General features: G+C 73.5%; 18 protein-coding genes. 12 read left to right on the top strand and 6 right to left on the bottom strand.

Translation table 11 applies throughout. The features are described 5' to 3' along the window. Window positions 1–69: 69 nt before the first annotated feature. Both ACZ4M3_RS24345 and ACZ4M3_RS24340 read left to right on the top strand, forming a co-directional pair. Complete coding sequence (locus tag ACZ4M3_RS24345; protein ID WP_467735914.1) at window positions 70–780, top strand: ribonuclease HII; 711 nt, start codon at window positions 70–72, stop codon at window positions 778–780. A gap of 49 nt (window positions 781–829) precedes the next feature. Further along, a complete protein-coding gene (locus ACZ4M3_RS24340) occupies window positions 830–1,501 on the top strand; it encodes a hypothetical protein (protein WP_467735912.1) in 672 nt (223 codons plus the stop codon). Window positions 1,502–1,633: 132 nt separating this feature from the next. Here the strand turns inward: ACZ4M3_RS24340 and ACZ4M3_RS24335 are convergent, their stop codons facing one another. Both ACZ4M3_RS24335 and ACZ4M3_RS24330 read right to left on the bottom strand, forming a co-directional pair. Further along, on the bottom strand, window positions 1,634–2,263 hold the full coding sequence (locus ACZ4M3_RS24335) for a hypothetical protein (protein WP_467735910.1): 630 nt from the start codon (window positions 2,261–2,263) through the stop codon (window positions 1,634–1,636). Window positions 2,264–2,477: 214 nt separating this feature from the next. Next, window positions 2,478–4,637, bottom strand: coding sequence for a RecQ family ATP-dependent DNA helicase (locus ACZ4M3_RS24330; protein ID WP_467735908.1), 2,160 nt, complete (start codon window positions 4,635–4,637; stop codon window positions 2,478–2,480). Between the two features lie 132 nt (window positions 4,638–4,769). On the opposite strand from ACZ4M3_RS24330, the gene ACZ4M3_RS24325 reads away from it, so the two are divergent. The 7 genes from ACZ4M3_RS24325 to ACZ4M3_RS24295 all read left to right on the top strand — a co-directional run bounded on the left by ACZ4M3_RS24325 (window position 4,770) and on the right by ACZ4M3_RS24295 (window position 15,703). Then, window positions 4,770–6,050 (top strand): DUF4192 domain-containing protein, encoded by a 1,281-nt coding sequence (locus ACZ4M3_RS24325; RefSeq protein WP_467735906.1) that lies wholly within the window; start codon window positions 4,770–4,772, stop codon window positions 6,048–6,050. 595 nt (window positions 6,051–6,645) lie between these two features. After that, a complete protein-coding gene (locus ACZ4M3_RS24320) occupies window positions 6,646–8,613 on the top strand; it encodes a glycogen debranching N-terminal domain-containing protein (RefSeq protein ID WP_467735904.1) in 1,968 nt (655 codons plus the stop codon). 69 nt (window positions 8,614–8,682) lie between these two features. Beyond that, window positions 8,683–9,429: an NUDIX hydrolase gene (locus ACZ4M3_RS24315; RefSeq protein WP_467735902.1), complete on the top strand. Its 747-nt coding sequence runs from the start codon at window positions 8,683–8,685 to the stop codon at window positions 9,427–9,429. A 242-nt stretch (window positions 9,430–9,671) separates the two neighbouring features. Further along, a complete protein-coding gene (locus ACZ4M3_RS24310; RefSeq protein ID WP_467735900.1) occupies window positions 9,672–11,651 on the top strand; it encodes an ATP-binding cassette domain-containing protein in 1,980 nt (659 codons plus the stop codon). Between the two features lie 205 nt (window positions 11,652–11,856). Then, window positions 11,857–12,744 (top strand): FadR/GntR family transcriptional regulator, encoded by an 888-nt coding sequence (locus ACZ4M3_RS24305; protein WP_467735898.1) that lies wholly within the window; start codon window positions 11,857–11,859, stop codon window positions 12,742–12,744. A gap of 354 nt (window positions 12,745–13,098) precedes the next feature. Continuing rightward, window positions 13,099–14,673, top strand: coding sequence for an RNA polymerase sigma factor (locus ACZ4M3_RS24300; protein ID WP_467735896.1), 1,575 nt, complete (start codon window positions 13,099–13,101; stop codon window positions 14,671–14,673). Between the two features lie 112 nt (window positions 14,674–14,785). Further along, window positions 14,786–15,703 (top strand): S1 family peptidase, encoded by a 918-nt coding sequence (locus ACZ4M3_RS24295; RefSeq protein WP_467735894.1) that lies wholly within the window; start codon window positions 14,786–14,788, stop codon window positions 15,701–15,703. A 136-nt stretch (window positions 15,704–15,839) separates the two neighbouring features. Here ACZ4M3_RS24295 and ACZ4M3_RS24290 read toward each other — a convergent pair whose 3' ends face one another. Then, window positions 15,840–16,076, bottom strand: a complete 237-nt coding sequence (locus ACZ4M3_RS24290) for a DUF7455 domain-containing protein (protein ID WP_030239625.1) — start codon at window positions 16,074–16,076, stop codon at window positions 15,840–15,842. Window positions 16,077–16,522: 446 nt separating this feature from the next. Here ACZ4M3_RS24290 and ACZ4M3_RS24285 point away from each other — a divergent pair, with 446 nt between their 5' ends. The 3 genes from ACZ4M3_RS24285 (at window position 16,523) to ACZ4M3_RS24275 (ending at window position 20,875) form a co-directional block, all read left to right on the top strand. Further along, window positions 16,523–18,643 carry a DNA gyrase/topoisomerase IV subunit B gene (locus ACZ4M3_RS24285; protein WP_467735892.1) on the top strand — a complete coding sequence of 707 codons (2,121 nt, stop codon included), beginning with the start codon at window positions 16,523–16,525 and terminating at the stop codon, window positions 18,641–18,643. A 157-nt stretch (window positions 18,644–18,800) separates the two neighbouring features. Continuing rightward, window positions 18,801–19,286, top strand: a complete 486-nt coding sequence (locus ACZ4M3_RS24280) for a DUF485 domain-containing protein (protein ID WP_467735890.1) — start codon at window positions 18,801–18,803, stop codon at window positions 19,284–19,286. Continuing rightward, window positions 19,283–20,875 carry a solute symporter family protein gene (locus tag ACZ4M3_RS24275; protein WP_467735889.1) on the top strand — a complete coding sequence of 531 codons (1,593 nt, stop codon included), beginning with the start codon at window positions 19,283–19,285 and terminating at the stop codon, window positions 20,873–20,875. The genes ACZ4M3_RS24280 and ACZ4M3_RS24275 overlap by 4 nt, the downstream gene beginning before the upstream one ends. Before the next feature lie 7 nt (window positions 20,876–20,882). Here ACZ4M3_RS24275 and ACZ4M3_RS24270 read toward each other — a convergent pair whose 3' ends face one another. From ACZ4M3_RS24270 to ACZ4M3_RS24260, 3 genes are all read right to left on the bottom strand, one after another. Then, on the bottom strand, window positions 20,883–21,587 hold the full coding sequence (locus ACZ4M3_RS24270) for a DUF7342 family protein (RefSeq protein ID WP_467735887.1): 705 nt from the start codon (window positions 21,585–21,587) through the stop codon (window positions 20,883–20,885). Beyond that, window positions 21,584–23,200: an ATP-binding protein gene (locus ACZ4M3_RS24265; protein WP_467735885.1), complete on the bottom strand. Its 1,617-nt coding sequence runs from the start codon at window positions 23,198–23,200 to the stop codon at window positions 21,584–21,586. Before ACZ4M3_RS24265 ends, ACZ4M3_RS24270 begins: the two co-directional genes overlap by 4 nt. A gap of 71 nt (window positions 23,201–23,271) precedes the next feature. Continuing rightward, on the bottom strand, window positions 23,272–24,519 hold the full coding sequence (locus ACZ4M3_RS24260) for a citrate synthase (RefSeq protein ID WP_467735883.1): 1,248 nt from the start codon (window positions 24,517–24,519) through the stop codon (window positions 23,272–23,274). Window positions 24,520–24,533 lie beyond the last annotated feature (14 nt).

The raw sequence follows: 24,533 nt of genomic DNA, 5'->3' as shown, positions 1-24,533 counted from the left end.
CTTCGGCCCCGCCCCCGGCCCGGGGCGGGGTGTGCATGCGGCGCGGGGCGGCGTACCCTTGCTGGCGCCATGCCGTACGAAGCACCCACCCACACCGTCGAGCGCTCCCTCCGTGCAACCACCGGCGCCAAGGTCATCGCCGGGGTCGACGAGGTCGGACGAGGGGCCTGGGCCGGTCCGGTCACCGTGTGCGCGGCGATCACCGGTCTGCGCCGGCCGCCCGCGGGACTCACCGACTCCAAACTGCTGACCCCCAAGCGCCGGGACGCGATGCTCGACATCCTGGAGGGCTGGGTCACCGCCCACGGTCTGGGGCACGCCTCGCCGGAGGAGATCGACGAGCTGGGCATGACCGCCGCGCTGCGACTCGCGGCGGTGCGGGCCCTGGAGGCCCTGCCAGTGCGGCCCGACGCGGTGATACTCGACGGCAAGCACGACTATCTCGGCCCGCCCTGGCGGGTCCGTACGGTGATCAAGGGCGACCAGTCCTGTGTCGCGGTCGCCGCGGCCTCCGTGATCGCCAAGGTCCGGCGCGACCGGATGATGGCCGAACTCGGCGAACAGGTCCGCGCGGTCAAGGACTTCGCGTTCGCCGCCAACGCCGGCTACCCCTCGCCCGTGCACCGGGCGGCCCTGGAGGAGCTGGGACCCACCCCGTACCACCGGCTCTCGTGGTCGTACCTTGACGCGCTGCCCCAGTGGCGGCACCTCAAGAAGGTGCGCCGCAGCGAGGAATCGGCGGAGCTGGAAAACGGAGGCCAACTCGGCTTCGATTTCTGATCGCGTCCACGTGCCATCCGCCGGTACGTTTCGTACCGGTGTTTGATAGATGTCAACTCATGCCTCTCACCCCGAGGAGCCTCAGATTCACGAGAGTGCCCAGGGTCCCCGCGTCACGCCGGCCGCGAGCCGCACCGCGCAGACCCCCCGTCCCGTACCTGGTCCGCGTCCCGCCGCCGTACCGCGGCCCGGCCGCCCCGGGCCCACCCCCGCGGCGGCGAGCCGCGCGGGAGGCGCCGCCCCCAGGCCCGCTCCGCCCGCGCAGCGTACGGCGCAGGCCACCACCGGGCCCGTTCCCGCAGCCCCCACCGCACCGTCCGTCTCGGCGGCGGTGCCCCAGGTCCAGCTGATCCCGGCCTCCGCCGAGGGCGCGCTGGACGCGGCCGAAGAGGCCGTCGACCTGCTGCTCGACACCGGGCGCGCGCCCGGCGACATCCTGGTGCTCACCACCGGCGACCCGCACCCGTGGGCCGCGCACGAACTGTCCTTCGGTGAGGCCGCGTACTGGGCCCAGCACGATGCCCGGGACGACGTGTTCTACGCGGACGCGGCGCAGGCCGGGCGCGCCGCGGGCCGTCCCGTCGTGGTCTTCGCGGCCAATGGCGGTCAGGCCGGCGCGGTGGCCGGTGCGCTTCCGGTCGCGCTCGCCCGGGCCGGTGCGCTGCTGATCGTGTGCGGCGACGCGCAGCAGATCAACTCCGTGCTCGGCGCCGGCGTCTGACGGCCCGTACTCCGGTACGGGCGGGGAGAGCGGGGCGGGCCGGGCGTCGGCCCCGCTGTAGCCCCGCGCCCTGAGCGCGCCGCCGGCTCCGGCTCGGCGGAGCTGGCCGGTGCCGCGCCCGGGAGTTCGGCTTCAGCGCGCGGCGGTGTGCCGCAGGGCTTCGGCTGCGCCCCCACCGGTGCGCAGGGGCGTCTGGGCCGGTTCGGCCGAGATGGCGCCGAGGAACTCCGGGCGGGAGTCCGAGCTGGGGCTGCGGCCGCCGCGGCCCTCGCCGAGCACCTGCCAGCCCCCACGGGTCAGCGTGATGTACGCGCCGCAGCGCAGCCCGTGCAGGGTGCACGCGTCGCGCAGCCCCCACATCCAGGCGCCGTCCTCCTCGGTCCACCGCTCGTCGCCCTCACGGCAGTACAGCAGCACCGCCGTGCGCACGGGGGTCCGGCGCCGCAGGTCGTGCGGCAGGACGCGGCGCAGCCGGGACAGCAGGGCGTTGCGGTACTCCCAGCCGTCGGCCGACACCGACCGCTGCACGAACGAGGCGCTCGCCACCAGCCGTTCCTCCGGGTCGAGCACGGCGATCACCGCCGTGGACGGCACCGGGTGGTGCCGGGAGTGCAGCCCGCTGACGACCTCGCGCGGATTGCTCAGCAGGGGCACCCCTGACGCCGACCACTCGGCGGGTTCCAGCAGTCTGCCGTGCCGGCTGGCGCCGCCGGTGGCCGTGGTCAGGGACGTGGTCGAGGGCGGGGCGAATCCGATGGTCACGGTCCTCCCTTCGGGTACACGCCCGCGGACGGGCACGGCTGGGATGTGGGCGCGCCGCGGCACGGCCGTGGAGACTGCCGACGAGCCGAGCGGGAGCTCTCCGATTCTCGCGTGGTGCGCGAGCGTGGGGCAATGAGCATTTGCGGCCGCCGACCGGAATTCGCCGGTATGCCGTTCATATCCTTGCCCCGGCACGCCGTGTCCGACGCATTCCTCATGGCTGGAGGGCCAGCACCAGGGGGAACACCTCCTTCGCTCCCGCCCGCCGCAGCAGCCGGGCGGCCACGGCAAGTGTCCAGCCGCTCTCGGCGCGGTCGTCCACGAGGAGCACGGGTCCCCCCACCTGCGCCAGCATCGCAGCCAGGGCAGGAGACACGGTCAAGGCGAGATGGAGTCCCCGGACGCGCTGGGCGCTGTTGGAGGAGGGAAGGCCGAACTCCGGGGCCTCGTCCGTGTAGGAGAGCGCTCCGAGCAGCGGCATGCGCCCGACCTCGGCGATCCGCGCGGCCAGTGACCCGACGAGCTGCGGACGGCTGCGCGAGGGCAACGCGACGACGCCCACCGGGCGGGCGGGAGCGTCCGCGGCTCCCGAAGCCCAACCGCCCGGTCCTCGGGCCCAGTCGGCGAGCACCGCGACCACGGCTTGCGCGACATCGTCCGGAACCGGCTGGTCGGGTGCCTGTCGCGCCAGCATGGGGCGCAGCCGGTTGCCCCAGCCGATGTCGGAGAGCCGGCCGAGCGCACGGCCGGTGGAGGCCTGTTCCCCGGCCGGGATACGGCCCTTGAGGTCCACGCCCACGGCCGCGAGGCCGGTCGGCCACATCTTCCGGGGCTCCAGTTCCACACCGGGGCGGCCCAGTTCACCCCGGGCGGTTTCCAGGGCGGTGCCGGAGACCTCGGCCGTGAAGCGGGCTTCCGCGCAGTTGTCGCAGCGGCCACAGGGCGCCGCTTCCTCGTCGTCCAACTGGCGGCGCAAGAACTCCATCCGGCATCCCGTCGTCGACGCGTAGTCACGCATCGCCTGCTGTTCGGCAGCCCGCTGCCGGGCCACCCACGCATAGCGTTCGGCGTCGTAGGCCCATGGTTCGCCCGTCGACGTCCAGCCGCCCTTGACCCGGTGTACGGCGCCGTCCACATCCAGCACCTTGAGCATCGTCTCCAGGCGGGTGCGCCGCAGGTCGACCAGTGGTTCCAGCGCCGGGAGCGACAACGGCCGCCCCGCCTGGGCGAGTACGTCCAGGGTGCGGCGCACCTGCTCCTCGGGCGGGAAGGCCACCGAGGCGAAGTACTGCCAGATGGCCTCGTCCTCACGGCCCGGCAGCAGCAGCACTTCGGCATGCTCCACGCCACGGCCGGCGCGGCCGACCTGCTGGTAGTAGGCGATGGGGGAGGAGGGCGAGCCCAGGTGCACCACGAAACCCAGGTCGGGCTTGTCGAAGCCCATCCCCAGGGCGGAAGTCGCGACGAGGGCCTTGACACGGTTGGCCTGGAGATCGTTCTCGGCCTGCTCGCGGTCGGCGTTCTCGGTCTTGCCCGTGTACGAGGAGACCGTGTGCCCCCGGTGGCGCAGGTAGGCCGTGACCTCCTCGGCGGCGGCCACGGTCAGCGTGTAGATGATCCCGGAACCGGGGAGCTCGCCGAGGTGGTCGGCGAGCCAGGCCAGCCGGTGCGCCGCGTCGGGAAGGGCGAGTACCGACAGGCTCAGGCTCTCCCGGTCCAGCGGGCCGCGCAGCACCAGGGCGTCGGTGCCGGCGCCGGTCCCCAACTGCTCGGCGACATCGGCGGTCACCCGGGCGTTCGCCGTGGCGGTGGTGGCCAGCACGGGTACGCCGGGCGGGAGGTCGGCCAGCATGGTGCGCAGCCGCCGGTAGTCGGGGCGGAAGTCGTGCCCCCAGTCGGAGATGCAGTGCGCCTCGTCCACCACGAGGAGGCCCGTGGCGGCGGACAGCTTGGGAAGGACCTGATCCCGGAAGTCCGGGTTGTTGAGCCGCTCCGGGCTGACCAGGAGGACGTCCACCTCGCCCGCCGCGACCTCGGCCTGGATTCCTTCCCATTCCTCGGGGTTGGCGGAGTTGATGGTGCGGGCGTGGATGCCCGCCCGGGCGGCGGCCTCGACCTGATTGCGCATCAGGGCGAGCAGCGGGGAGACGATCACCGTCGGGCCCGCTCCGCTCGCGCGGAGCAGCGAGGTGGCCACGAAGTAGACCGCGGACTTGCCCCAGCCGGTGCGCTGCACCACCAGCGCCCGCCGCTTGTGCGCGACGAGGGCCTCGATCGCCCGCCACTGGTCCTCGCGCAGCCGCGCGGTGCCCGTGGCATCGCCCACCAGGCGGGCGAGTACGGAATCGGCCGAGGATCTCAGGTCTGCGTTCATGCCCCCATGCAACCCGATGCCTCCGACATCGCGCCAATGCCGCTCTGCGCCTGTGGATGTTGAAACCCGGACGGGTCTTGGAGTTATCCACAGGGCTTTCGGGAAATGAGTCAGGCGCGGGACCGTCGACGCATGACGAAGAACCACGAATCACCCAGTCCGGCCGGACGGCGGCCCACCACCCCGTCCGGATCGACCACGGCAACCCAGATCACCCTGCGCAGCCCGGCCGAGCTGGCCGATGCCCTGCCCTACATGCTCGGCTTCCACCCGACGGACTCGCTGGTCCTGGTCGCCGTACACGGCGAAGGCGGTCGCTTCGGCGGCCGGCTCCGGGTCGGCATCCCCGCGGCGCCCTCGGAATGGGAGGACACCGCCCGACAGGTCGCCGAAACCCTGATCCGGGGCAGTGAGCGCCGGGACGGAAAGCCCGACGGCATCGTCGTCTACCTCTGCCAGGACCCGCTCGGCGGCGAGAGCGCGCAGCGGGTGATGACCCGCCTGCGGCCGCTCGCCCACCGGTTGCGGCTGGCCTGCGGGGCGCTCGACGTGCCGGTCCTGGAGGCCCTGTGCCTCTCCGGCGGCCGCTACTGGTCCTACACCTGTCCCGACGAACGCTGCTGCCCGGCGGAAGGCAATCCGATGGCCCTGCCGGGCACCTCGGTCATGGCCGCGGCGGCCACCTTCGCCGGAATCCAGGTCCGGGGATCCCTCAAGGAGATCGAGGGCCGGCTGGCACCTCTGGGCGGAGCGGAAGCCGTCGAGCAGGAAAAGGCCCTGGAACGCGCCGCCGTCGCCCTGGTGCCGAAGATCCTTGACGGGGCGAGCCGGGAAGAGGTCGGTGCGGAGACACTCGCGCTGGCCAGGACCCTGATGCGGCGCATGACCCTCGCCCCACCGGCCGAGACCGGCCCGGGAGCCGACGGCTGGGACGACGCACTGCTCGGCCACGACGAGGCCGCCGCTGTGATCATCGGCCTCCAGGACCGCGAGATCCGCGACATCGCCGCCGAATGGATGGAGGACGAGGAGGCGGCGCCCGCCCTGCGGCTGTGGCGGGCGCTCGCCCGGCGCTGCGTCGGGGCGTACGGAGAACACGCCGCCGCCCCGCTGACGCTGGCGGGCTGGGTGTCCTGGTCCACCGGGGACGAACCGACCGCGCGGATCACGCTCGGGCTCGCCCTCAGGGCCGACGCCGATTACCGGTTCGCCCAGCTGCTCCACCACGCCTGCAACGAGGGCATCGACCCGGAGGGGCTCAGGGAGTGCCTGCGGGAGGAGCGCAGGCGCCGGGAGCCGCGCCGCAAGCGGCCAGTCGCCGGCACCCGGCCGCCCGGCGGCACCCGGCCGCCCGGCCGCCGCCCGAAGACCGAGCGCCGCGAGTCCCGCCGGAGCGCGGGGGGCGACCAGTGAACCGGGACCGGAAGACATCGGCGGGGCGACTGCATGGTGTCCTGCGCCGGGATGCCCGGGCACGGTTCCGGAGCGCTCCGCCAGTGGGCGCGGACGCCCCGGGCGTCGCGGGGCAGGCGGGATCTTCGCAACACGCCCTGGGTAGGCAGGCTCCGGTGGCGCGGCTGCGCGGGGCCACCTGTGCGGCCGCGGGGCTGGTCCGCCGGCCCTTATCGGGAGCGCCGGCGGTGCCACCGCCCCGGCCGCGCGCCGCCCAGGCGGCCGGCGGCTCCCGGCACTGGCCGAGCCGCGCACCGGCCTGCGTCGGTGCGCGGCCCGGGTGGCGGATCGCCGGGATCTTCGGCGTCCCGCGAGCCGCGTGGGGCGTTGCCCGGAACCCCGGAGGCCCGTGGGCCGGACGGGGCATCGCCGGGATCTCCGGCGTTTCCCGGTTCGGATACGGGAACGCCGGGGGCGGCTCATCGGCCGGGCGGCGGCCGGACCGGCGGCGGGGCCCGTGACCCGGCCGGGGGTAGGGGCGTTGCGCTGGGGGGTGGTGGGTGACCGGCCCCGCCGCCGACCAGCGGAACCGACCGGAGCGCAGACAAGGCGACGCATGGCTCACCCCGTACCTCCCGCCCGAAGGCCCGAGTTGCCGCCCGTGCACGGCGCCGTCATCTGCGTCGCCGCGCCCTGCCTGGTCATCTCGCCTGAGCACGGTCAACTGACCGGCCGGGGGCTCGACGGTATCTACCGGGCGGGGCGCCGGCTGCTCTCCCGGTGCGTACTGCGCGTCGGGGGCCGCGATCCGGTCGCCGTCCAAGGGCGCAGCCTCGGGGCGGACCGGGCGGCCTTCACCGCCACCGTCCGCACGGGCGCCGAGGCAGGCCCCGACCCCGACATCGGAATCGAGCGGGTCCGCCACGCCGACGGCACCGAGCGGATCACCCTGCGCAGCTACGCGGCCCGGCCGGTACGCCTGCCGGTGGAGCTCTCGCTCGGCACCGACCTGGCGGAGCTGGCCGCGGTGGCGGCCGGCCGGGCCGGAGCGGAGCTGCCCGCCGGGGTGCACGCCGCCGGGTTGCGCTGGAGCGCCGGTGGGGCGCAGGCCGTCACCACCGCCGAGCCGGCCCCGGACGACGCGCTCGCCTCGTCCGGCCTGCTGCGCTGGCAGCTCGAACTGGGGCCCGGCGAATCCCGCACCATCGAGCTGCGGACCGCCGGCGAACGCACCGCGCGGGCCCCGGCCGGGCAGGTGGCGAACCCGCTGTCCGAAGCGCGCGCCGAGGGGGACGACCCTCGGGCGGAAGCCTGGTTCCGGACCAGCGTCGAGGACCTGGGGGCCCTGCTCCTGCGGGACCCCGCGGACCCGGCGGACGCCTTCGTCGCGGCCGGGGTGCCCTGGCGGCTCGGGCTGGCCCCGGCGGAGTCGCTGTGGGCCGCCCGGATGGCGCTGCCGCTCGGCACCGGCCTGGCCGGGGCCACCTTGCGGACACTGGCGCGGACCCAGATCCCCGGAAAGGGGCCCGACGCCGGAAAGATCCCCGGGCCGCTGCGCGGGGCCGGACCGCAGCTGCCGCCCGGCTGCACCGGAACGGAGGCCACCCTCGCCTTCCCGGCGGTGCTGGCCGAAGCGCGGCGGTGGGGGCTGCCCGAAGCGGAGGTGACCCGGCTGCTGCCGGCCGCCGAGCGCTGCCTCGGCTGGCTGCGCGGTGCCCTGGGCCAGGACGGCTTCCTGGCCGATCCCGCCCCGGGACCCCGGCGCTGCGAAACCCAGGCCCACGCGCACCGGGCCGCGCTGCTCGGCGCCGATCTGCTCGCCGGGTGCGGGCGGGACGGAGCGGGGGATTGGCGGGAGTGGGCGGCCGGGCTGCGGGACAGGTTCCGGGCCGCGTTCTGGATCGACGGCCCCGACGGTGGCCGCCCGGCCGCCGCCCTGCACCCCGACGGGCGGCCGCTGCCCCGGCTGACCGGGGCCGCCGCCCACCTGCTGGACACCGGGCTGCTGGGCGGAGGCGGACTGGCTCCGGGCCTGCTCGACCGGGTCCGCACCGAGCAGCTCGCCCGGCTGCTCGGCGCCCCCGCCATGGACTCGGGGTGGGGCCTGCGCAGCATGGCGGCCCGGGAACCGGGTCACAACCCCTTCGGCCACCGCACCGGAGCCGTACGGGCCCACGAGAGCGCGGTCGCCGTGGCGGCCCTGGCGCAGGCCGGCTTCGAGAAGGAGGCCGCCGGGCTGCTGCGGGGCCTGCTCGACGCCGCGGAGAGGTTCGGCTACCGGCTGCCGGAGATGTACGCGGCAGAGCAGCGCACCGCCGGCAGTGCTCCCCTCCCGCACCCGGCGGCCTGCCGCCCCGCTGCGGTGGCCGCCGCGGCCGGGATCCACGTCCTGACCGCGCTCGCCGGGATCCGCCCGGACGCCCCCGCCGGCACGGTCGCCCTCGCACCCCTCGCGGGCGCTCCGCTCGGCGCCCTGCGCCTGTCGGGGCTGCGCGTGGCCGGGGAACCGTTCGCCGTACGCGTCAGCCGTCTCGGGCTCGGCATGGTGGAGGAGGCGGCTGATGCGCTCCAACTGGGAGGCTAAGCTCCGGATCGCCGCTTCCGGGATCAGCAAAGCTCTGTTTATCGTCAGGCAGACGACTATGATCGCGGCATGTCGCCCTACGACCCGTCGGCCTTTCCGCCCTTCGCCGTCACCGTCGACCTGGTCGTGCTCACCGTACGGCGCCACGCGCTCTGCGCGCTGGTCGTCCGGCGGGGTGAGCAGCCGTTCCAGGGCCGCTGGGCCCTGCCCGGCGGCTTCGTGCGCGCCGAGGAAGACCTGGCGGCGGCCGCGGCCAGGGAGCTCTCCGAGGAAACCGGCCTGTGCGCGCACGATCCGGGTGCCCCGGGTGTGGACAACGGCGCGCACCTCGAACAGCTCGCCACCTACGGGGACCCGAAGCGCGACCCCAGGATGCGGGTGGTCAGCGTGGCGCACCTGGTCCTGGCCCCAGACCTGCCGGCGCCCCGGGCGGGCGGCGACGCCAACAGCGCCCGTTGGGCTCCCGTCGACGAGCTCCTCGCCGCCGGTGAGCAGGCCTCCGCGGGGCTCGCCTTCGACCACGCCCAGATCCTTGCGGACGGGGTGGAGCGGGCCCGCTCCAAGATCGAGTACTCCTCGCTGGCCACGGCCTTCTGCCCGCCGGAGTTCACGGTCGGTGAACTGCGCCGGGTCTACGAGGCCGTGTGGGGCGTGGCGCTCGACCCCCGCAACTTCCACCGGAAGGTCACCGGGACCCCCGGGTTCCTGGTGCCGGCCGGAGGGACCACGACCCGTCAGGGCGGCCGCCCGGCCCAGCTGTTCCGGGCCGGCGGGGCGACCTTGCTCAACCCGCCGATGCTGCGCCCCGAGATCTGACGCTCCACCAGCAGGGCCCGGCCGGCCCCCACTCGGCTCGCCCCGCCCCGGCCGGCGGCCGCCCGGCAGCTTCCCGGCCAGCCCCCGCCCCTGCTCGGCCGGCTCGCTCCCGGTGCGACGGGCTCGCGCCGCGACACGGGCGGGCCCGCGGACCGGCTACCTGGAAAATCGGACATATCGCGTTATCTTGCTGGCGGTACCCACCCTGCCGCAGAGCGGTCTCACCCCCCGCGAGAGAAGCGATGCTCCAGGCCATCGGACTCACCAGCACACCCCGCCGAGACCTCCCGCCCGCCGTGGACGACCTCACCTTCGAGGCGCGCCCCGGGCGCGTGACCGCCCTGCTCGGCGAACCGGGCTCGGGCAAGACCACCGCGCTGCGGCTCATGCTCGAACTCGAACCGGGCCGCGGCGTCACCTACTTCCGGGGCCGCCCGCTGCACCGGGTCCCGCAACCCGGCCGTGAGGTCGGCGTGCTGCTCGGGGACGTGCCCGGCAACCCGTCGCGGACCGTCCGCAACCAGCTGCGGATGCTCTGCGCCGCCGCCGGGGTGCCGGCCTCCCGGGCCGACACCATGCTGGAGGTCGTCGGCATCGCCGGCCTGCGCGACCACCGGCTCGGTTCGCTCTCGCGCGCGATGGAGCGCCGGTTCGCACTCGCGGCGGCGCTCCTCGCCGACCCTTGCACGCTGCTCCTCGACGAGCCGGCCGCCGAACTGTCCGCGCGCGAACGCAGTTGGCTGTACGGGCTGTTGCGCCGGCACGCCTCCCTCGGCGGTGCGGTGCTCTTCACCACCGACGACGCCAAGGAGGCCGCCCGCGGTGCCGACCGGGTCGTCTCCATCGAGGCGGGCCGGCTCGTCGCAGACCAGGACGCCGCGGACTTCGCCCGTACCCGGCTCCGGCCGAGGGTGGCCGTACGCACCCCGCACGCGGCCCGGCTGGCCGACGTACTCGGACGCGAGGCCCGGGCGGCCCAGCGAGCCGTGGAAATCGTCACGGAGAGCGGTACCCGCCTCTCCGTGTACGGCAGCAACTGCGCGGAGGTCGGCGAAGCCGCGTTCCGCAACGGGGTACTGGTCCACCAGCTCGCCGACGAGACCGGAGACGCCGGGGACGTGGGGGAAGCGGGAGCACCGGCCCGGCCCGTCCCACAGGCCCGCTCCGAAGCCGGCGCCGCAGCCCGTGCCGATGCCCGGACCGCCGAAGCCCGCGCCGAAGTGCGGATCGACGCCCTGGCGGAGGCGCGCCAGGAGGCCGGGCAGCACCTCGCCCCCGAGGCCCGCGCCACATCCGCCGTCCCTGCCGCCCCCGCCGGTCCCGAGCACCCCGCAGCCTCCCCGGCCGGCGCCTGGGCAGGGTCCTCGGCCACCGGCCAGGACCGCTCGCCGGACCCCGGCCGCGCTCAGGACGTCCGTCCCGGGCTTCCGGTCTCGACGGTCCGCCGGGTGAGCGGCCCGCTGCGCCCCCTGCGCTACGAGCTGCACCGCGTCTTCGGAACCGCCACGCCCTGGCTCACGGCGGCCGTGGTGATCGCGGTCTCCGCGATCACCGCCGTACTGCTCGCCCGGACCGGCACGGCCCCGCGCGACCGGATGCTCGCCGCGTGGCCCGAACTGCTGCCGTTGCCGCCCGCTGCCCTGGGCGCCGGACTCCTCGGCGCCCTGGCCTTCGGCGAGGAGTACCGCTACCCCGCCCTGGCGGCGGCCCGCGGCACCGTGCCGCGCAGGCTGGGACTGCTCACCGCCAAACTGGGCGTCTGCTCCGCCCTGGCCCTGCTGCTCGGCGCCCTCGCCCTCACCGCGGACGTCTGCGCCGTGGGGCTGGTCTTCGGAGCCGCCCCGCTGCGCCCGCCCGCGCCGTGGATCGCCCCGGCCGTGAGCTGGGCGGGGCTGCTGATGGGCTGCGCCTGGGCCGGCGTCCTGGCCTCCGCCGTCTTCCGCTCCACGGCCGCCGGCCTGGCCGCGGTGCTCGCCGTACCGGTGGCGGTCGTACCCCTGGTGCGCAAGGTGCTGGCCGGGCCGTCCGCGTACCCGGCGGACGGGATCGCCTCGCGGCTGCACGGGGTGTCCGCGGTGCACTGGCCCCCCGAGGCCGACCGCTTCGTGCTGGGCGTCCTGCGGATGATGGTCCAACCCGTCGGTACCGCGCTGGTGTTGTCGTTGATCGTCCTGTTGTGCGCCTATGGGTTCACAGGACTGCGCAGCCGGGTGCGCTGGTGAGAGACCGATGCTGACCGTTCCGTTGCGGGACGGGGTGCCAATGGGACCGTTGGCGTCCGCATCAGGCTAACGGGATCGCAACTCCCCGCAATAGGCCCGGTTCTTTACGATAAGTCGTCAATTGCGTAGGTGGCACCGATCACCCTTTCGTGTGCTTTTCACCAAAGACCTCAAGGGTGATGGAGGCACAGCCGACAAAGGATTCGTGAGTACCCTTGCGCACACCATGATGACCGCCGCCCGCCACGCCGACTCCGGTCTCGCAGGCCCGGGCGAACTCGACCGCTACCCCTTCGCGGAGACCCCCGGGTCCGACCGGGTCGGGCCACCCCACTGGGACGGCGCCGACGTCGAGTTGAGCCGCGTCGGCCGCCGCGCGGCAGGCAGCCGGGGCCGCGGACTGCACGGCCAACTCGTCCAGCAGCTCGGCCAGATGATCGTCTCCGGCGACCTCGGCGCGGACCGCCCCCTGGTCCCCGAGGAGATCGGCCAGCGCTTCGAGGTCTCGCGGACGGTCGTCCGCGAGTCGCTGCGCGTCCTGGAGGCCAAGGGCCTCGTCAGCGCCCGCCCGAACGTGGGCACCAGGGTCCGCCCGGTCGCCGACTGGAACCTGCTCGACCCCGACATCATCGAGTGGCGGGCCTTCGGCCCCCAGCGCGACGACCAGCGCCGCGAGCTCAACGAGCTCCGCTGGACCATCGAACCGCTGGCCGCCCGCCTCGCCGCCGGCCACGGCCGCCCCGACATCCAGCAGCGGCTGGCCGACATGGTCGAGATCATGGGCCACGCCCTCGGTCAGGGCGACGCGATCACGTTCGCCCGCGCCGACAACGAGTTCCACGCGCTGCTGATCCAGGTCGCCGGCAACCGGATGCTGGAGCACCTCTCCGGCATCGTCTCCGCCGCCCTCCAGGTCTCCGGCAGCCCGGTCACTGCCTGCGACCGGCCCAGCGAGACCGGTGTCGCGCACCACGCCCGCATGGTCGAGGCGCTCGCGGCCGGGGACGCGACGGGCGCCGAGAACGCCATGCGCCAGCTGCTCACCGTGCACCCGGAGGTCGAGCGCGTGGTCCCGGCCCCGCGCGAGCACTGACAGGGCGACGCGCGGGGGCGCGGGGGTTCACCACGTGTCGCCGGGCCCGGTTCGGGCCCGGCGACACCCATGTGGGTCCCGGTAGGGCCGCCCGAACTGCGCGTATGGCCGTATGACCGGCATTGACGTAAAAGTGGTGTGACTCGGACCACGAAGATTGGGCGTAACGCTCCGCGACGTCACGCGATGACTTAAGAGGTGATGGCCGACGGAGGGAAGACAGCAGCCCTTGCGGGTGCTGTGCAGCTCCCCGGCCCCTGCCCGCGCCCCCGGCCCATTCCCAGTCGGTGGTCGTCGGCCACGGTCCAGCACCACCAGGCCGGGGTCGGAAGCCGTTCCCATCGTTCCGAGAGGTTGTTCGTGTCGGCCAGCACATCCCGTACGCTCCCGCCGGAGATCGCCGATTCCGAGTCTGTGATGGCGCTCATCGAGCGGGGCAAGGCCGAGGGGCAGATCGCCGGCGATGACGTGCGTCGGGCCTTCGAGGCTGACCAGATTCCTGCGACCCAGTGGAAGAATGTTCTGCGCAGCCTCAACCAGATCCTCGAGGAAGAGGGTGTGACGCTGATGGTCAGTGCCGCGGAGTCGCCCAAGCGCACCCCCCGCAAGAGCGTCGCAGCGAAGAGCCCGGCCAAGCGGACGGCGACCAAGACCGTAGCGGCGAAGGCGGAGGCCGCGCCGGCCGCCGCGCCCGCGGCAGCGGAGTCCGCGACGGCGGAGCCGGACACCGCCGACGCCCTGGTGGAGGAGATCGGGACCGAGCCGGTCGCGAAGAAGGCAGCGGCGAAGAAGACGGCGGCGAAGAAGGCCGCTCCCGCCAAGAAGGCCACCGCCAAGAAGACGGCGGCGAAGAAGACGGCGGCCAAGAAGGACGCGGACGAGGCCGACGAGGAGACCCCGGAGGAGGGTCCCGTCGCCAAGGCCGAGTCCGAGGAGGAAGAGGACGGCGGCGAGACCAAGGGCTTCGTCATCTCGGACGACGAGGACGACGCCCCGGCCCAGCAGGTCGCCGTGGCCGGCGCCACCGCCGACCCCGTCAAGGACTACCTCAAGCAGATCGGCAAGGTACCGCTGCTCAACGCCGAGCAGGAGGTCGAGCTCGCCAAGCGCATCGAGGCCGGCCTGTTCGCCGAGGACAAGCTGGCGAACTCGGACAAGCTGGCGCCCAAGCTCAAGCGCGAGCTGGAGATCATCGCCGAGGACGGCCGCCGGGCCAAGAACCACCTGCTGGAGGCCAACCTCCGCCTTGTCGTCTCGCTCGCCAAGCGTTACACCGGCCGCGGCATGCTCTTCCTGGACCTGATCCAAGAGGGGAACCTGGGCCTGATCCGCGCCGTCGAGAAGTTCGACTACACCAAGGGCTACAAGTTCTCCACCTACGCGACCTGGTGGATCCGGCAGGCGATCACCCGGGCCATGGCCGACCAGGCCCGCACCATCCGCATCCCGGTGCACATGGTCGAAGTGATCAACAAGCTGGCCCGCGTCCAGCGCCAGATGCTCCAGGACCTGGGCCGCGAGCCCACTCCGGAGGAGCTGGCGAAGGAACTCGACATGACCCCCGAGAAGGTCATCGAGGTCCAGAAGTACGGCCGCGAGCCGATCTCCCTGCACACCCCGCTCGGCGAGGACGGCGACAGCGAGTTCGGCGACCTCATCGAGGACTCCGAGGCCGTGGTCCCGGCCGACGCCGTCAGCTTCACGCTCCTGCAGGAGCAGCTGCACTCGGTGCTCGACACCCTCAGCGAGCGCGAGGCGGGCGTGGTCTCGATGCGCTTCGGCCTGACCGACGGGCAGCCCAAGACGCTGGACGAGATCGGCAAGGTCTACGGGGTCACGCGTGAGCGGATCCGCCAGATCGAGTCCAAGACCATGTCGAAGCTGCGCCACCCGTCCCGCTCGCAGGTGCTGCGCGACTACCTCGACTGACCGGCCCGCACACGGACGGCGGCAGTACGGCGCCGGTGGCCGCGCGGGTGCGCACGGCCACCGGGCATCCCACTCTGGGTGGAGTCATGCACACTCGGAGTCAGGAGGCCTCATGCGTCGTTTCCTAGCCCGTGCCCTGGCGGGCGCGTTGACGCTGGTGGCGGGAGCGGCCGCGGCGCATCCGGCCCAGCTGCCCCGGGCGGCCGCGGACGGTGTGGTGATCGGGGGCCAGCCGGTGAAGGTGGCCGACAGCCCGTGGGTCGTGGCCCTGGCCAGCCGTGACCGGTTCGGGGGTACGCGGGGCGGCCAGTTCTGCGGCGGCGTCATCGTCGCCCCGGCCACGGTGGTGACCGCCGCCCACTGCCTCGGGCGCCAGGTGCTGGGCGGCCCCGTCGAGGCGGTGCCCGACCTGCGGGTGATCGCTGGACGTACGGAGCTGCGGGCGGCGGACGGGCGCGAGATCGCCGTGCGGTCGGCCCGGGTGAACCCGGAGTACGACCCCAAGAGCAACGCGGGGGACATCGCGGTACTGGAACTGGCCGAAGCGGTGCCGGCCCAGTACGTGCTCCCCATGGCCGGACCGGGTCACCCGGCGTACGAGCCCGGAACCCAGGCCGCCGTTTACGGGTGGGGCGACACGAGCGGGTTCGGGGACTACGCCTACGGGCTGCGCGCCGCCCGCGTCACCGTGCTGTCGGACGAGGCCTGCGCCAAGGCCTACCCGGGGGACGCGGACGGGCAGTACCGGCCGGAGAGCATGGTGTGCGCGGGGGAGCCGGACGGCGGCAAGGACGCCTGTCAGGGGGACAGCGGCGGCCCGCTCGTCGCGCAGGGGCGGCTGATCGGCCTGGTGTCCTGGGGGCGGGGCTGCGGGCGCGCCGACAGTCCCGGGGTGTACACCCGGATCGCCGCGATGACCGGCTTCGTGAGCAGTCCGGAGAGGGCCTTGCAGCCGGCGGCCGAGCACGGGCCCGCGATGGGGGATCCGAGGGGCTCAGCACGGCGCCCAGCCCCCCTCGAAGGGCTGTAGGGCCCGGGCGACGTGCTATCGACGGCTGCGGTCGGGCCGGGAAATGAGGACGGGCGGTTCCCCCTGGGTCACAGGGGGAACCGCCCGTCGACCGGCCTGGCCGGTCCTGGCTCGTCGGATGCGAGGTAGGCCTGTGTCAGCGGTCCTCGGTGTCGGCGGCATTGGCAGCCGGAGCGGACGTAAGCCGCTCGGTCTCATCCTGTATTTCCGCGGCGATCTTCTTGAGTTCCGGCTCGAACTTACGCCCGTGGTGGGCGCAGAAGAGCAGTTCACCGCCGCTCAGCAGGACGACGCGCAGATATGCCTGGGCGCCGCAACGGTCGCATCGGTCAGCGGCCGTCAGCGGGGTCGCGGGTGTCAGAACAGTAGTCACGTCGCCTCTTCTCTAGCTCGACGAGCTGTCGTACCAGGGTCAACATCCAACCAGGCCGAAAACGTTCCCGCTCGCGGCTTTCTTTCGAAACTTCCTTCCGAAGCTGGCCGGCTGTTGCCGGTTGGCGGCGAAGGAGCCGTATTGCGTTGCTTTACGGTTTCGCGTTGTCAGTCGTTCGCTTGTTGCAGTTCCGTCCTCCCCGGCATGAGCGCCGGTTGTTCATGAGGACGTGCCCGAACCCTAAATGGTTCATGCGTGGAAGGGAACGTGATGTTTGCGTCACCCCCACGGGGGATCGAACATCCGTGCGGATCTGCACTAGGCTGAGGAAGCCACGAGGGTGGCGTTGCATCCGCTCTACCAGGCCTCGGTACCCTCTGACGGGCGACCGAGCCACCCCTGCGCCCAACCGGGCCAGAAAAGAAATTCAGCGAGGAGCGAACTGCGTGACCGCCGACACGTCCGTGCCTTCGAGCGCACTGCTGTCCGGAGCAGACCGGGACGGTTCCAACTACACCGCGCGGCACCTGCTCGTCCTGGAGGGTCTTGAGGCCGTTCGCAAGCGCCCCGGCATGTATATCGGCTCGACCGACAGCCGTGGCCTGATGCACTGCCTGTGGGAGATCATCGACAATTCCGTCGACGAGGCCCTGGGCGGCTACTGCGACCACATCGAGGTGATCCTCCACGAGGACTCCTCCGTCGAGGTCCGGGACAACGGCCGCGGCATCCCCGTCGACGTCGAGCCCAAGACCGGCCTCTCCGGTGTCGAGGTCGTCATGACCAAGCTGCACGCCGGCGGCAAGTTCGGCGGCGGCTCCTACGCGGCCTCCGGCGGCCTGCACGGCGTCGGTGCCTCGGTCGTCAACGCGCTCTCCGCGCGGCTCGACGTCGAGGTGGACCGGGGCAGCTCGACGCACGCCATCAGCTTCCGCCGCGGCGTGCCCGGGATGTTCACCGCGCAGGACCCCGACAGCCCCTTCGACCCCGCCAACGGCCTGCGCAAGATCAAGCGGATCACCAAGGGCAAGACCGGCACCCGGGTCCGCTACTGGGCGGACCGGCAGATCTTCCTCAAGGACGCCCGGCTCAATCTGGAGACGCTCTACCAGCGCGCCCGCCAGACGGCCTTCCTCGTGCCCGGCCTGACGATCGTCGTGCGCGACGAGCGCGGTATCGACGGCGCGGGCAAGACCGAGGAGGTCTTCCGCTTCGACGGGGGCATCAGCGAGTTCTGCGAGTACCTCGCCCAGGACAAGGCCGTCTGCGACGTGCTGCGGCTCACCGGCACCGGGACCTTCAAGGAGACCGTCCCGGTCCTGGACGACCGCGGTCACATGACGCCCACCGAGGTCACCCGGGAGCTGGGCGTCGACATCGCCCTGCGCTGGGGCACCGGGTACGAGACCAACGTCAAGTCCTTCGTGAACATCATCGCCACCCCCAAGGGCGGCACCCACGTCTCGGGCTTCGAGCGTTCGGTCGCCAAGACCGTCAACGAGGTGCTGCGCTCGGCGAAGCTGCTGCGCGTCGCCGAGGACGACGTGGTCAAGGACGACGCGATGGAGGGCATGACGGCGGTCGTCACCGTCCGCCTGGCCGAGCCGCAGTTCGAGGGCCAGACCAAGGAGGTCCTGGGGACCTCCGCGGCCACCCGGATCGTCGCCGCCGTCGTCGCCCGGGAACTGAAGGCCTTCCTGACCTCCACCAGGCGTGACGACAAGCAGCAGGCCCGCGCGGTCATGGAGAAGATCGTCGCGGCCGCCCGGACCCGGATCGCGGCCCGCCAGCACAAGGAGGCGCAGCGCCGCAAGACCGCGCTGGAGTCCTCCTCGCTGCCCGCCAAGCTGGCCGACTGCCGCAGTGACGACGTCGAGCGCAGCGAGCTGTTCATCGTCGAGGGCGACTCGGCGCTCGGTACCGCCAAGCTCGCCCGGAACTCGGAGTTCCAGGCGCTCCTGCCGATCCGCGGCAAGATCCTCAACGTCCAGAAGTCCTCGGTCTCGGACATGCTCAAGAACGCCGAGTGCGGTGCGATCATCCAGGTCATAGGAGCCGGCTCGGGCCGGACCTTCGACCTCGACGCCGCCCGCTACGGCAAGATCGTCCTGCTGGTCGACGCCGACGTGGACGGCGCGCACATCAGGTGCCTGCTGCTCACGCTCTTCCAGCGGTACATGCGGCCGATGGTCGAGGCGGGCCGGGTCTTCGCCGCCGTGCCGCCGCTGCACCGGATCGAACTCGTCCAGCCGAAGAAGGGCCAGGACAAGTACGTCTACACGTACTCCGACAACGAACTGCGCCAGACGCTGCTGGAGTACCAGCGCAAGAACATCCGTTACAAGGACGCCATCCAGCGCTACAAGGGCCTCGGCGAGATGGACGCCGACCAGCTCGCGGAGACCACCATGGACCCCAGGCACCGCACGCTGCGCCGCATCAACATCGGCGACCTGGACTCCGCCGAGTCGGTCTTCGACCTCCTCATGGGCAACGAGGTCGCCCCCCGCAAGGAGTTCATCACCGGCTCCGCCGCCACCCTCGACCGCTCACGCATCGACGCCTGAGCCGGCCGGCCCCGGCCGGCTCGCGGCACACCGGCGCCGTTCACTCTTTCGCCCTCACCTGAACGAGTGAACAGCGCCGGTACGGCAGTCCGGAAAGCCCCCATTGCCCACATCCTTGTGGCGCGCGGCCAATGCGGCCGCGGACAAGGAGAGTTCGGTGGACAAGCACGAAGGTCGTGATGCCGGAACGATCCGGCTGGACGACCCCTGGTACGACGCGCTCGCGGTCGGCTGGGGTGAGGGTGCCGCGACGGATCCCGCGCGCCCGGTGTCCGGTGAGCGGCCCGCACCCGGCGCGGCCGACATCTACCTCGAAGTGCAGCGCAGCGCGGCCTTCCAGGAAGTGCGGAGCCGCTACCGGGGGTTCGTCATCCCGGCGACCGCCGGCTTCCTCCTCTGGTACGTCGCCTACGTCGTCGCCGCCACGGCGGCGCCCGGTCTGATGGCCCGGCCGGTAGTCGGCGCGGTCAACGTGGCGCTGCTCGCGGGACTGGGCCAGTTCCTCAGCACCTTCCTGCTGACCTGGGCGTACGCCCGCCACGCCCGGCTGCGCCGGGACCGGGCGGCGCTCGACCTGCGCTGGACGGTCTTCGAGCAGGAGCGGGGCCAGGAGCGGATCCGGGCGCAGGGGGAAGGCCGTTGAGCACCGAGCACCAGGCCCTCGCGCTGATCCTGTTCAGCGCCTTCATCGCGATCACCCTGGGCATCACCACCTGGGTCAGCCGCAACCGGCACGGCTCGGCGGAGGAGTTCTACGCCGGAGGGCGCCTCTTCTCGCCGCTGGAGAACGGGTTCGCCATCGCCGGCGACTACATGTCGGCCGCCTCCTTCCTCGGCATCTCCGGCCTCATCGCGCTGTTCGGCTACGACGGCATGCTGTATTCGGTGGGTTTCCTCGTCGCGTGGCTGGTCGTCCTCTTCCTGGTCGCCGAACTGGTCCGCAACTGCGGGCGGTTCACCCTCGCGGACGTGGTCGCGGCCCGGATGAGCCAGCGGCCGGTCCGGATCGCGGCCGGCGCGTCCTCGGTCGTGGTCTCCGTGCTGTACCTCGTCGCGCAGATGGTGGGCGCGGGCAGTCTGGTCGGGCTGCTGATCGGGGGTTCGGGCACCGCCGCCAGGACCCTGACCGTGGTCGGGGTCGGCGCGCTCATGGTGGTGTACGTGTCGTTCGGCGGCATGCGGGCCACCACCTGGATCCAGATCGTCAAGGCCGTGCTGCTGATGGGCGGCGCGATCACGCTGACCGTGCTGGTGCTGCTGCGCTTCCACGGCGACGTCAACCAGTTGCTGACGACGGCCGCCGAGCGCAGCGGCCACGGCGCCCGGTTTCTGAGCCCGGGCCTGAAGTACGGGGCGGACTGGACCGCGCGCTTCGACTTCATCAGCCTGGGCCTGGCCCTCGTCCTGGGCACGGCCGGCCTCCCGCACATCCTGTCCCGCTTCTACACCGTGCCGACGGCGCGGGCGGCGCGCCGGTCCGTCATCTGGGCCATCGCGCTGATCGGCGGCTTCTACCTGATGACCATCGTGCTCGGGTTCGGCGCGGCGGCGCTGCTGGGGCCCGCCGAAGTCCGGGCGTCCAACGCCTCGGGGAACACGGCGGTTCCGCTGCTGGCCGGATTCCTGGGCGGGGGAACCGACTCCACCGGGGGCGCGGTGCTGTTCGCCTTCGTCGCCGCCATCGCCTTCGCAACCATCCTTGCGGTGGTCGCCGGCATCACCCTCGCGTCCTCCGCATCCGTCGCGCACGACCTGTACGCGTCACTCCGGCGCCGCCACGGCCGCCAGCGCAGCGAGGTGGCGGTGGCCAAGGCCGCGGCCGTGGGGATCGGAGCGGTGGCGATCGCTCTGGGGCTGCTGGCCCAGGACCTGAACGTGGCGTTCCTGGTGGGGCTGGCCTTCGCGGTGGCCGCGTCCGCGAACCTGCCCGTGCTGCTGTACTCGCTGTTCTGGCGCGAGTTCACCACGCGGGGGGCGGTGTGGTCCGTCTACGGCGGGCTGGTGCCGGCGGTGCTGCTGGTCGTGCTGTCCCCGGTGGTCTCCGGCAGTCCGGAGTCCCTGTTTCCGGGAGCCGACTTCCAGTACTTCCCGCTCCAGAACCCCGGGATCGTGTCGATCCCGCTGGGCTTCCTCGCGGGCTGGCTGGGCACGCTCACCTCGTCGGAAGCGCCGGACGCGGCGAAGCACGCCGAGACGGAGGTCCGGTCGCTCACCGGGGCGGGTGCGGTGTGACGCGGTACTACGCCGGGCCGGGATCCTGGGGGCGCCAGCTGTAGCGGTGCTCCGGGCGGCCGGTCTCGCCGTAGCGCAGGGCGAGCGTGACCCGGCCGGTGCGGTCCAGCAGTTTGAGGTAGCGCTGGGCGGTCTGGCGGCTGATGCCCGCGCGTTCCGCGATCTGCTGGGTCGACAGGGGTCCGGTGGCGGCGCGCAGGACCTGGCGGACCAGCTCGGCGGTGGTGGGGGAGTGCCCCTTGGGCAGGTCGTTGGGGCTCTCGGTGGCCGCCAGGGCGCCGAAGAGGCGGTCCACCTCGGCCTGTTCGGCCTCGCCGCCGCCCTCCAGGGCGTGCCGCAGGGCACGGTACGCCTCCAGCCGGGTGCGCAGCCCGGCGAAGGTGAAGGGCTTGACGAGGTACTGGAGGGCGCCGAGGCGCATGGCCGCCTGGACGGTGGCGAGGTCGCGGGCGGCGGTGACCATGATGACGTCGGTGCGGTGGCCGTGCTGGCGCAGGCGGCGCACCAGGTCCAGGCCGTTCTCGTCGGGCAGGTAGTGGTCCAGCAGGATCAGATCGACCGGATGGGACTCCAGGAATTCCAGGGCCTCGGCCGCCGAATGGACCTGGGCCGAGACCCGGAAACCGGGAACCTTCGCCACGTACGCCGCGTTGATCAGGGCAACACGCACGTCGTCGTCGACGACCAATACGTGTATCGGGGACTCGTTCATCGCAGGGCCTCCGGGAGTACGACGGAGAACTCCGCCCCTCCGTCCGCTGCCCCGCCGGCCCGGACCGTGCCGCCCTGCCGCTCCGCCAGGCGGCGCACCAGCGCGAGACCCAGCCCGCGCTCGCGGTGGGCAGAGGGCTGCTTGGTCGACCAGCCCTCGGTGAAGATCTCCTCGTGACGGCCGGCGGGGATGCCGGGTCCGCTGTCCCGGACGCGGAGCACGGCCGAGCGCCCTTCGGTGCGGAGCTCGACCTCGACCCACGGCGCCGCCGAGCCCGCGGCCGCGTCCAGGGCGTTGTCCACGAGGTTGCCCGTGATGGTGACGAGGCCGCCCGGATCGACGAGGCGGTCCGGGAGCAAGGTGCGGTCGGCGAGCCGCAGGGAGACGCCCCGCTCGGCGGCGACCGCGCCCTTGCCCACGAGGAGCGCGGCCAGCAGTGGGTCGCGGACCTTCTCGGTGACCTGCTCGGCGGTGCTGCGGTGCACTCCGGCGACCTCCGTCACGAACCGTGCCGCCTCCTCGTGGAGGCCGAGCTCCAGCAGGCCGAGGAGGGTGTGGAGCCGGTTGGCGTGCTCGTGGTCCTGCGCCCGCAGGGCCTCGATCAGGCCGCGGGTGGAGTCGAGCTCCCGGGCCAGGTGCTCCAGCTCGGTGCGGTCGCGCAGGGTGGCGACGGCGCCGCCGTCCTCGGTCGGCATCCGGTTGGCCACCAGCACCCGGGCGCCCTGGACGGTGAGCAGGTCGCGGCCGGTGACCCGGCCGGCGAGGACATCGGTGGTGCGGCCCGCGCCGAGTACGTCGTCCAGCGCGCGCCCCGCCAGGGCGTCGGCGCCGTCCGCCGGGAGGCCCAGCAGCCGGGCGGCTTCGTCGTTGACCAGGCGGACGCGCCCGCCCCGGTCGAGGGCGATCACGCCTTCGCGGATGGAGTGCAGCATCGCCTCGCGCTCGGCGAGCAGCGCGGAGATGTCGGAGAAGGCCAGGTCGCGGGTCTGCCGCTGGATCCTGCGGGAGAGCAGGCAGGCGACGAGCGCCCCGGCCGCCAGGGCGCCGCCCGCGTAGGCGAGCAGCCCCGGGATGGCCCCGATCAGCCGGTCCCGGACGCTGTCGTAGGCGATGCCGACCGAAACCGCGCCGACGATCTCCCCGTCGGCGGCCACCAGCGGGACCTTCCCGCGGGCCGAGCGGCCCAGGGTGCCCTGGTCGATCTCCATCACCTCACGGCCCGCGAGAGCCTCACGGGGGTCGGTGGAGACCGGCTTCCCGATGCGGTCGGGGCTGGGGTGGGAGCGGCGGATCCCGTTGAGGTCCACGACGACCACGTACTCGGCACCCGTCGCCCGGCGGATCCGCTCGGCCGCCGCCTGCACCGGACCGTCCGGGGTGGGGGCGGAGTCCAGCAGGCCGGCGGCCAGCGCCGGATCGGCCGCCGCGCTCTGGGCGATGGCGAGGGCCCGGCGCATGGCCTGGTCGTCGAGCTGCGCGCCGAGCGGTGCCAGGAACAGCCCGGTGGCCAGGACCACGACGCCGGCCGCGATGGCGAGCTGCGTCAGCAGGATCTGGGAGACGGCCCGTCTGGGCAGTCCGAGGCGCCGGGCGCCGGTGGGGAGGAACCGCATGGGTAGCACCGTAGGTCGGCTTTCGGACAAGCGGAATCCTCGGGCGGCGCCGGTGCCCGGCCCGCCTCCCGTTACGGCAGGGGCCGGGGCGGACGGGGGCCGGTGTAGTGCCCGCTCGGGCGCATCCGCAGGGGCCGTTCCTGGTACTCCTCCAGCGCGTGCGCGATCCAGCCCGCCGTCCGGGACACCGCGAACACCGTCTCGCCGGCCTCCGCGGGCATGGCGTACGAAACCGTCAGCACCGCCACCGCCAGGTCGACGTTCGGATACAGCCCGCCGCCGTGGCGGGCCATCACCTCGGCCACGTCCCGGGCCGCCGCCAGGGCGCGGGAGGCCTGCGGCAACTGCTCCAGCCGGGCGAACAGCGCCCCCGCGCGCGGGTCCTGCCCCCGGTACAGCCGGTGGCCGAGGCCGGGCACCCGGCGTCCCGCCCGCAGGTACTCCGCCACCACCGGCGCGGCGCCGCCCCGCTCCAGGACCTCCACCAGCATCCGGTGCGCGAGCCGTCCGGCCGCCCCGTGCAGGGGTCCTTCGAGGGCCCCGAGCCCGGCCGAGACCGCGGCGTACGGATGGGCCCGCGCCGACGCCGCCACGCGGACGGCCAGCGTCGAGGCGGCCAGGTCGTGGTCGGCCAGCAGGGCCAGGGCCAGGTCCAGCGCGGCCAGGGCGTCCGGGTCGGGCTCCAGCGCGGTGAGCCGGGACCACAGCCTGCGGGCCAGCCGTACGTCACCGCCCCACTGGGCGGCGCCCACCTCGGGCAGTGCGCCGACCAGCGTCGGGATCAGGCAGCGCGCAGAGCCCAGTACGGCGGTCTCGGAGAGGTCGAACCGCAGCGGATCGGCCACGGCCGCGGCGGCGACCGCGACCCGGAGCCGGTCGACGGGACCGCTGTGCTCGGGCAGCGCGGCCACCGCGCGGCGGGCCGCGGCCAGCGGCTCCGGCGGGGCGGTGAAGCGGGCCCCGGGAACCAGGGTCCCCGTCCAGAGCCACTCCGCGACCTCCTCGTAGCGGTGGCGCGAGGCCAGCTCCACCGCGTCCACGCCGCGGAAGTAGTACCGGTCGTCCTCGATCAGGGTGAGGGAGGTCCGGACGGAGAGTTCCCCGGCGGCGGCCGCCGGTCCGGCCGCCTCGCGCCGGTTGCGCCGGGCCAGTGCCTCGACCTCGCGCGCATCGAAGCTGCTGCCGCGGCCGACCGGATCGCGGCGGCTGGCCAACTGCCCCCGGCTCACGTACGCGTACACGGTCGCGGGCTTCACGCCGAGCGCTTCCGCCGCTTGCTGGGTGGTGAGCCGCCGCTCGCCTTCCGCCTGCTCGTTCATGACGAACACCCTAC

The organism is Streptomyces sp. NPDC026522 (assembly GCF_055567555.1).
The sequence above is the reverse complement of the archived record's forward strand: the minus strand, read 5'-3'. Positions and strand labels throughout refer to the sequence as shown.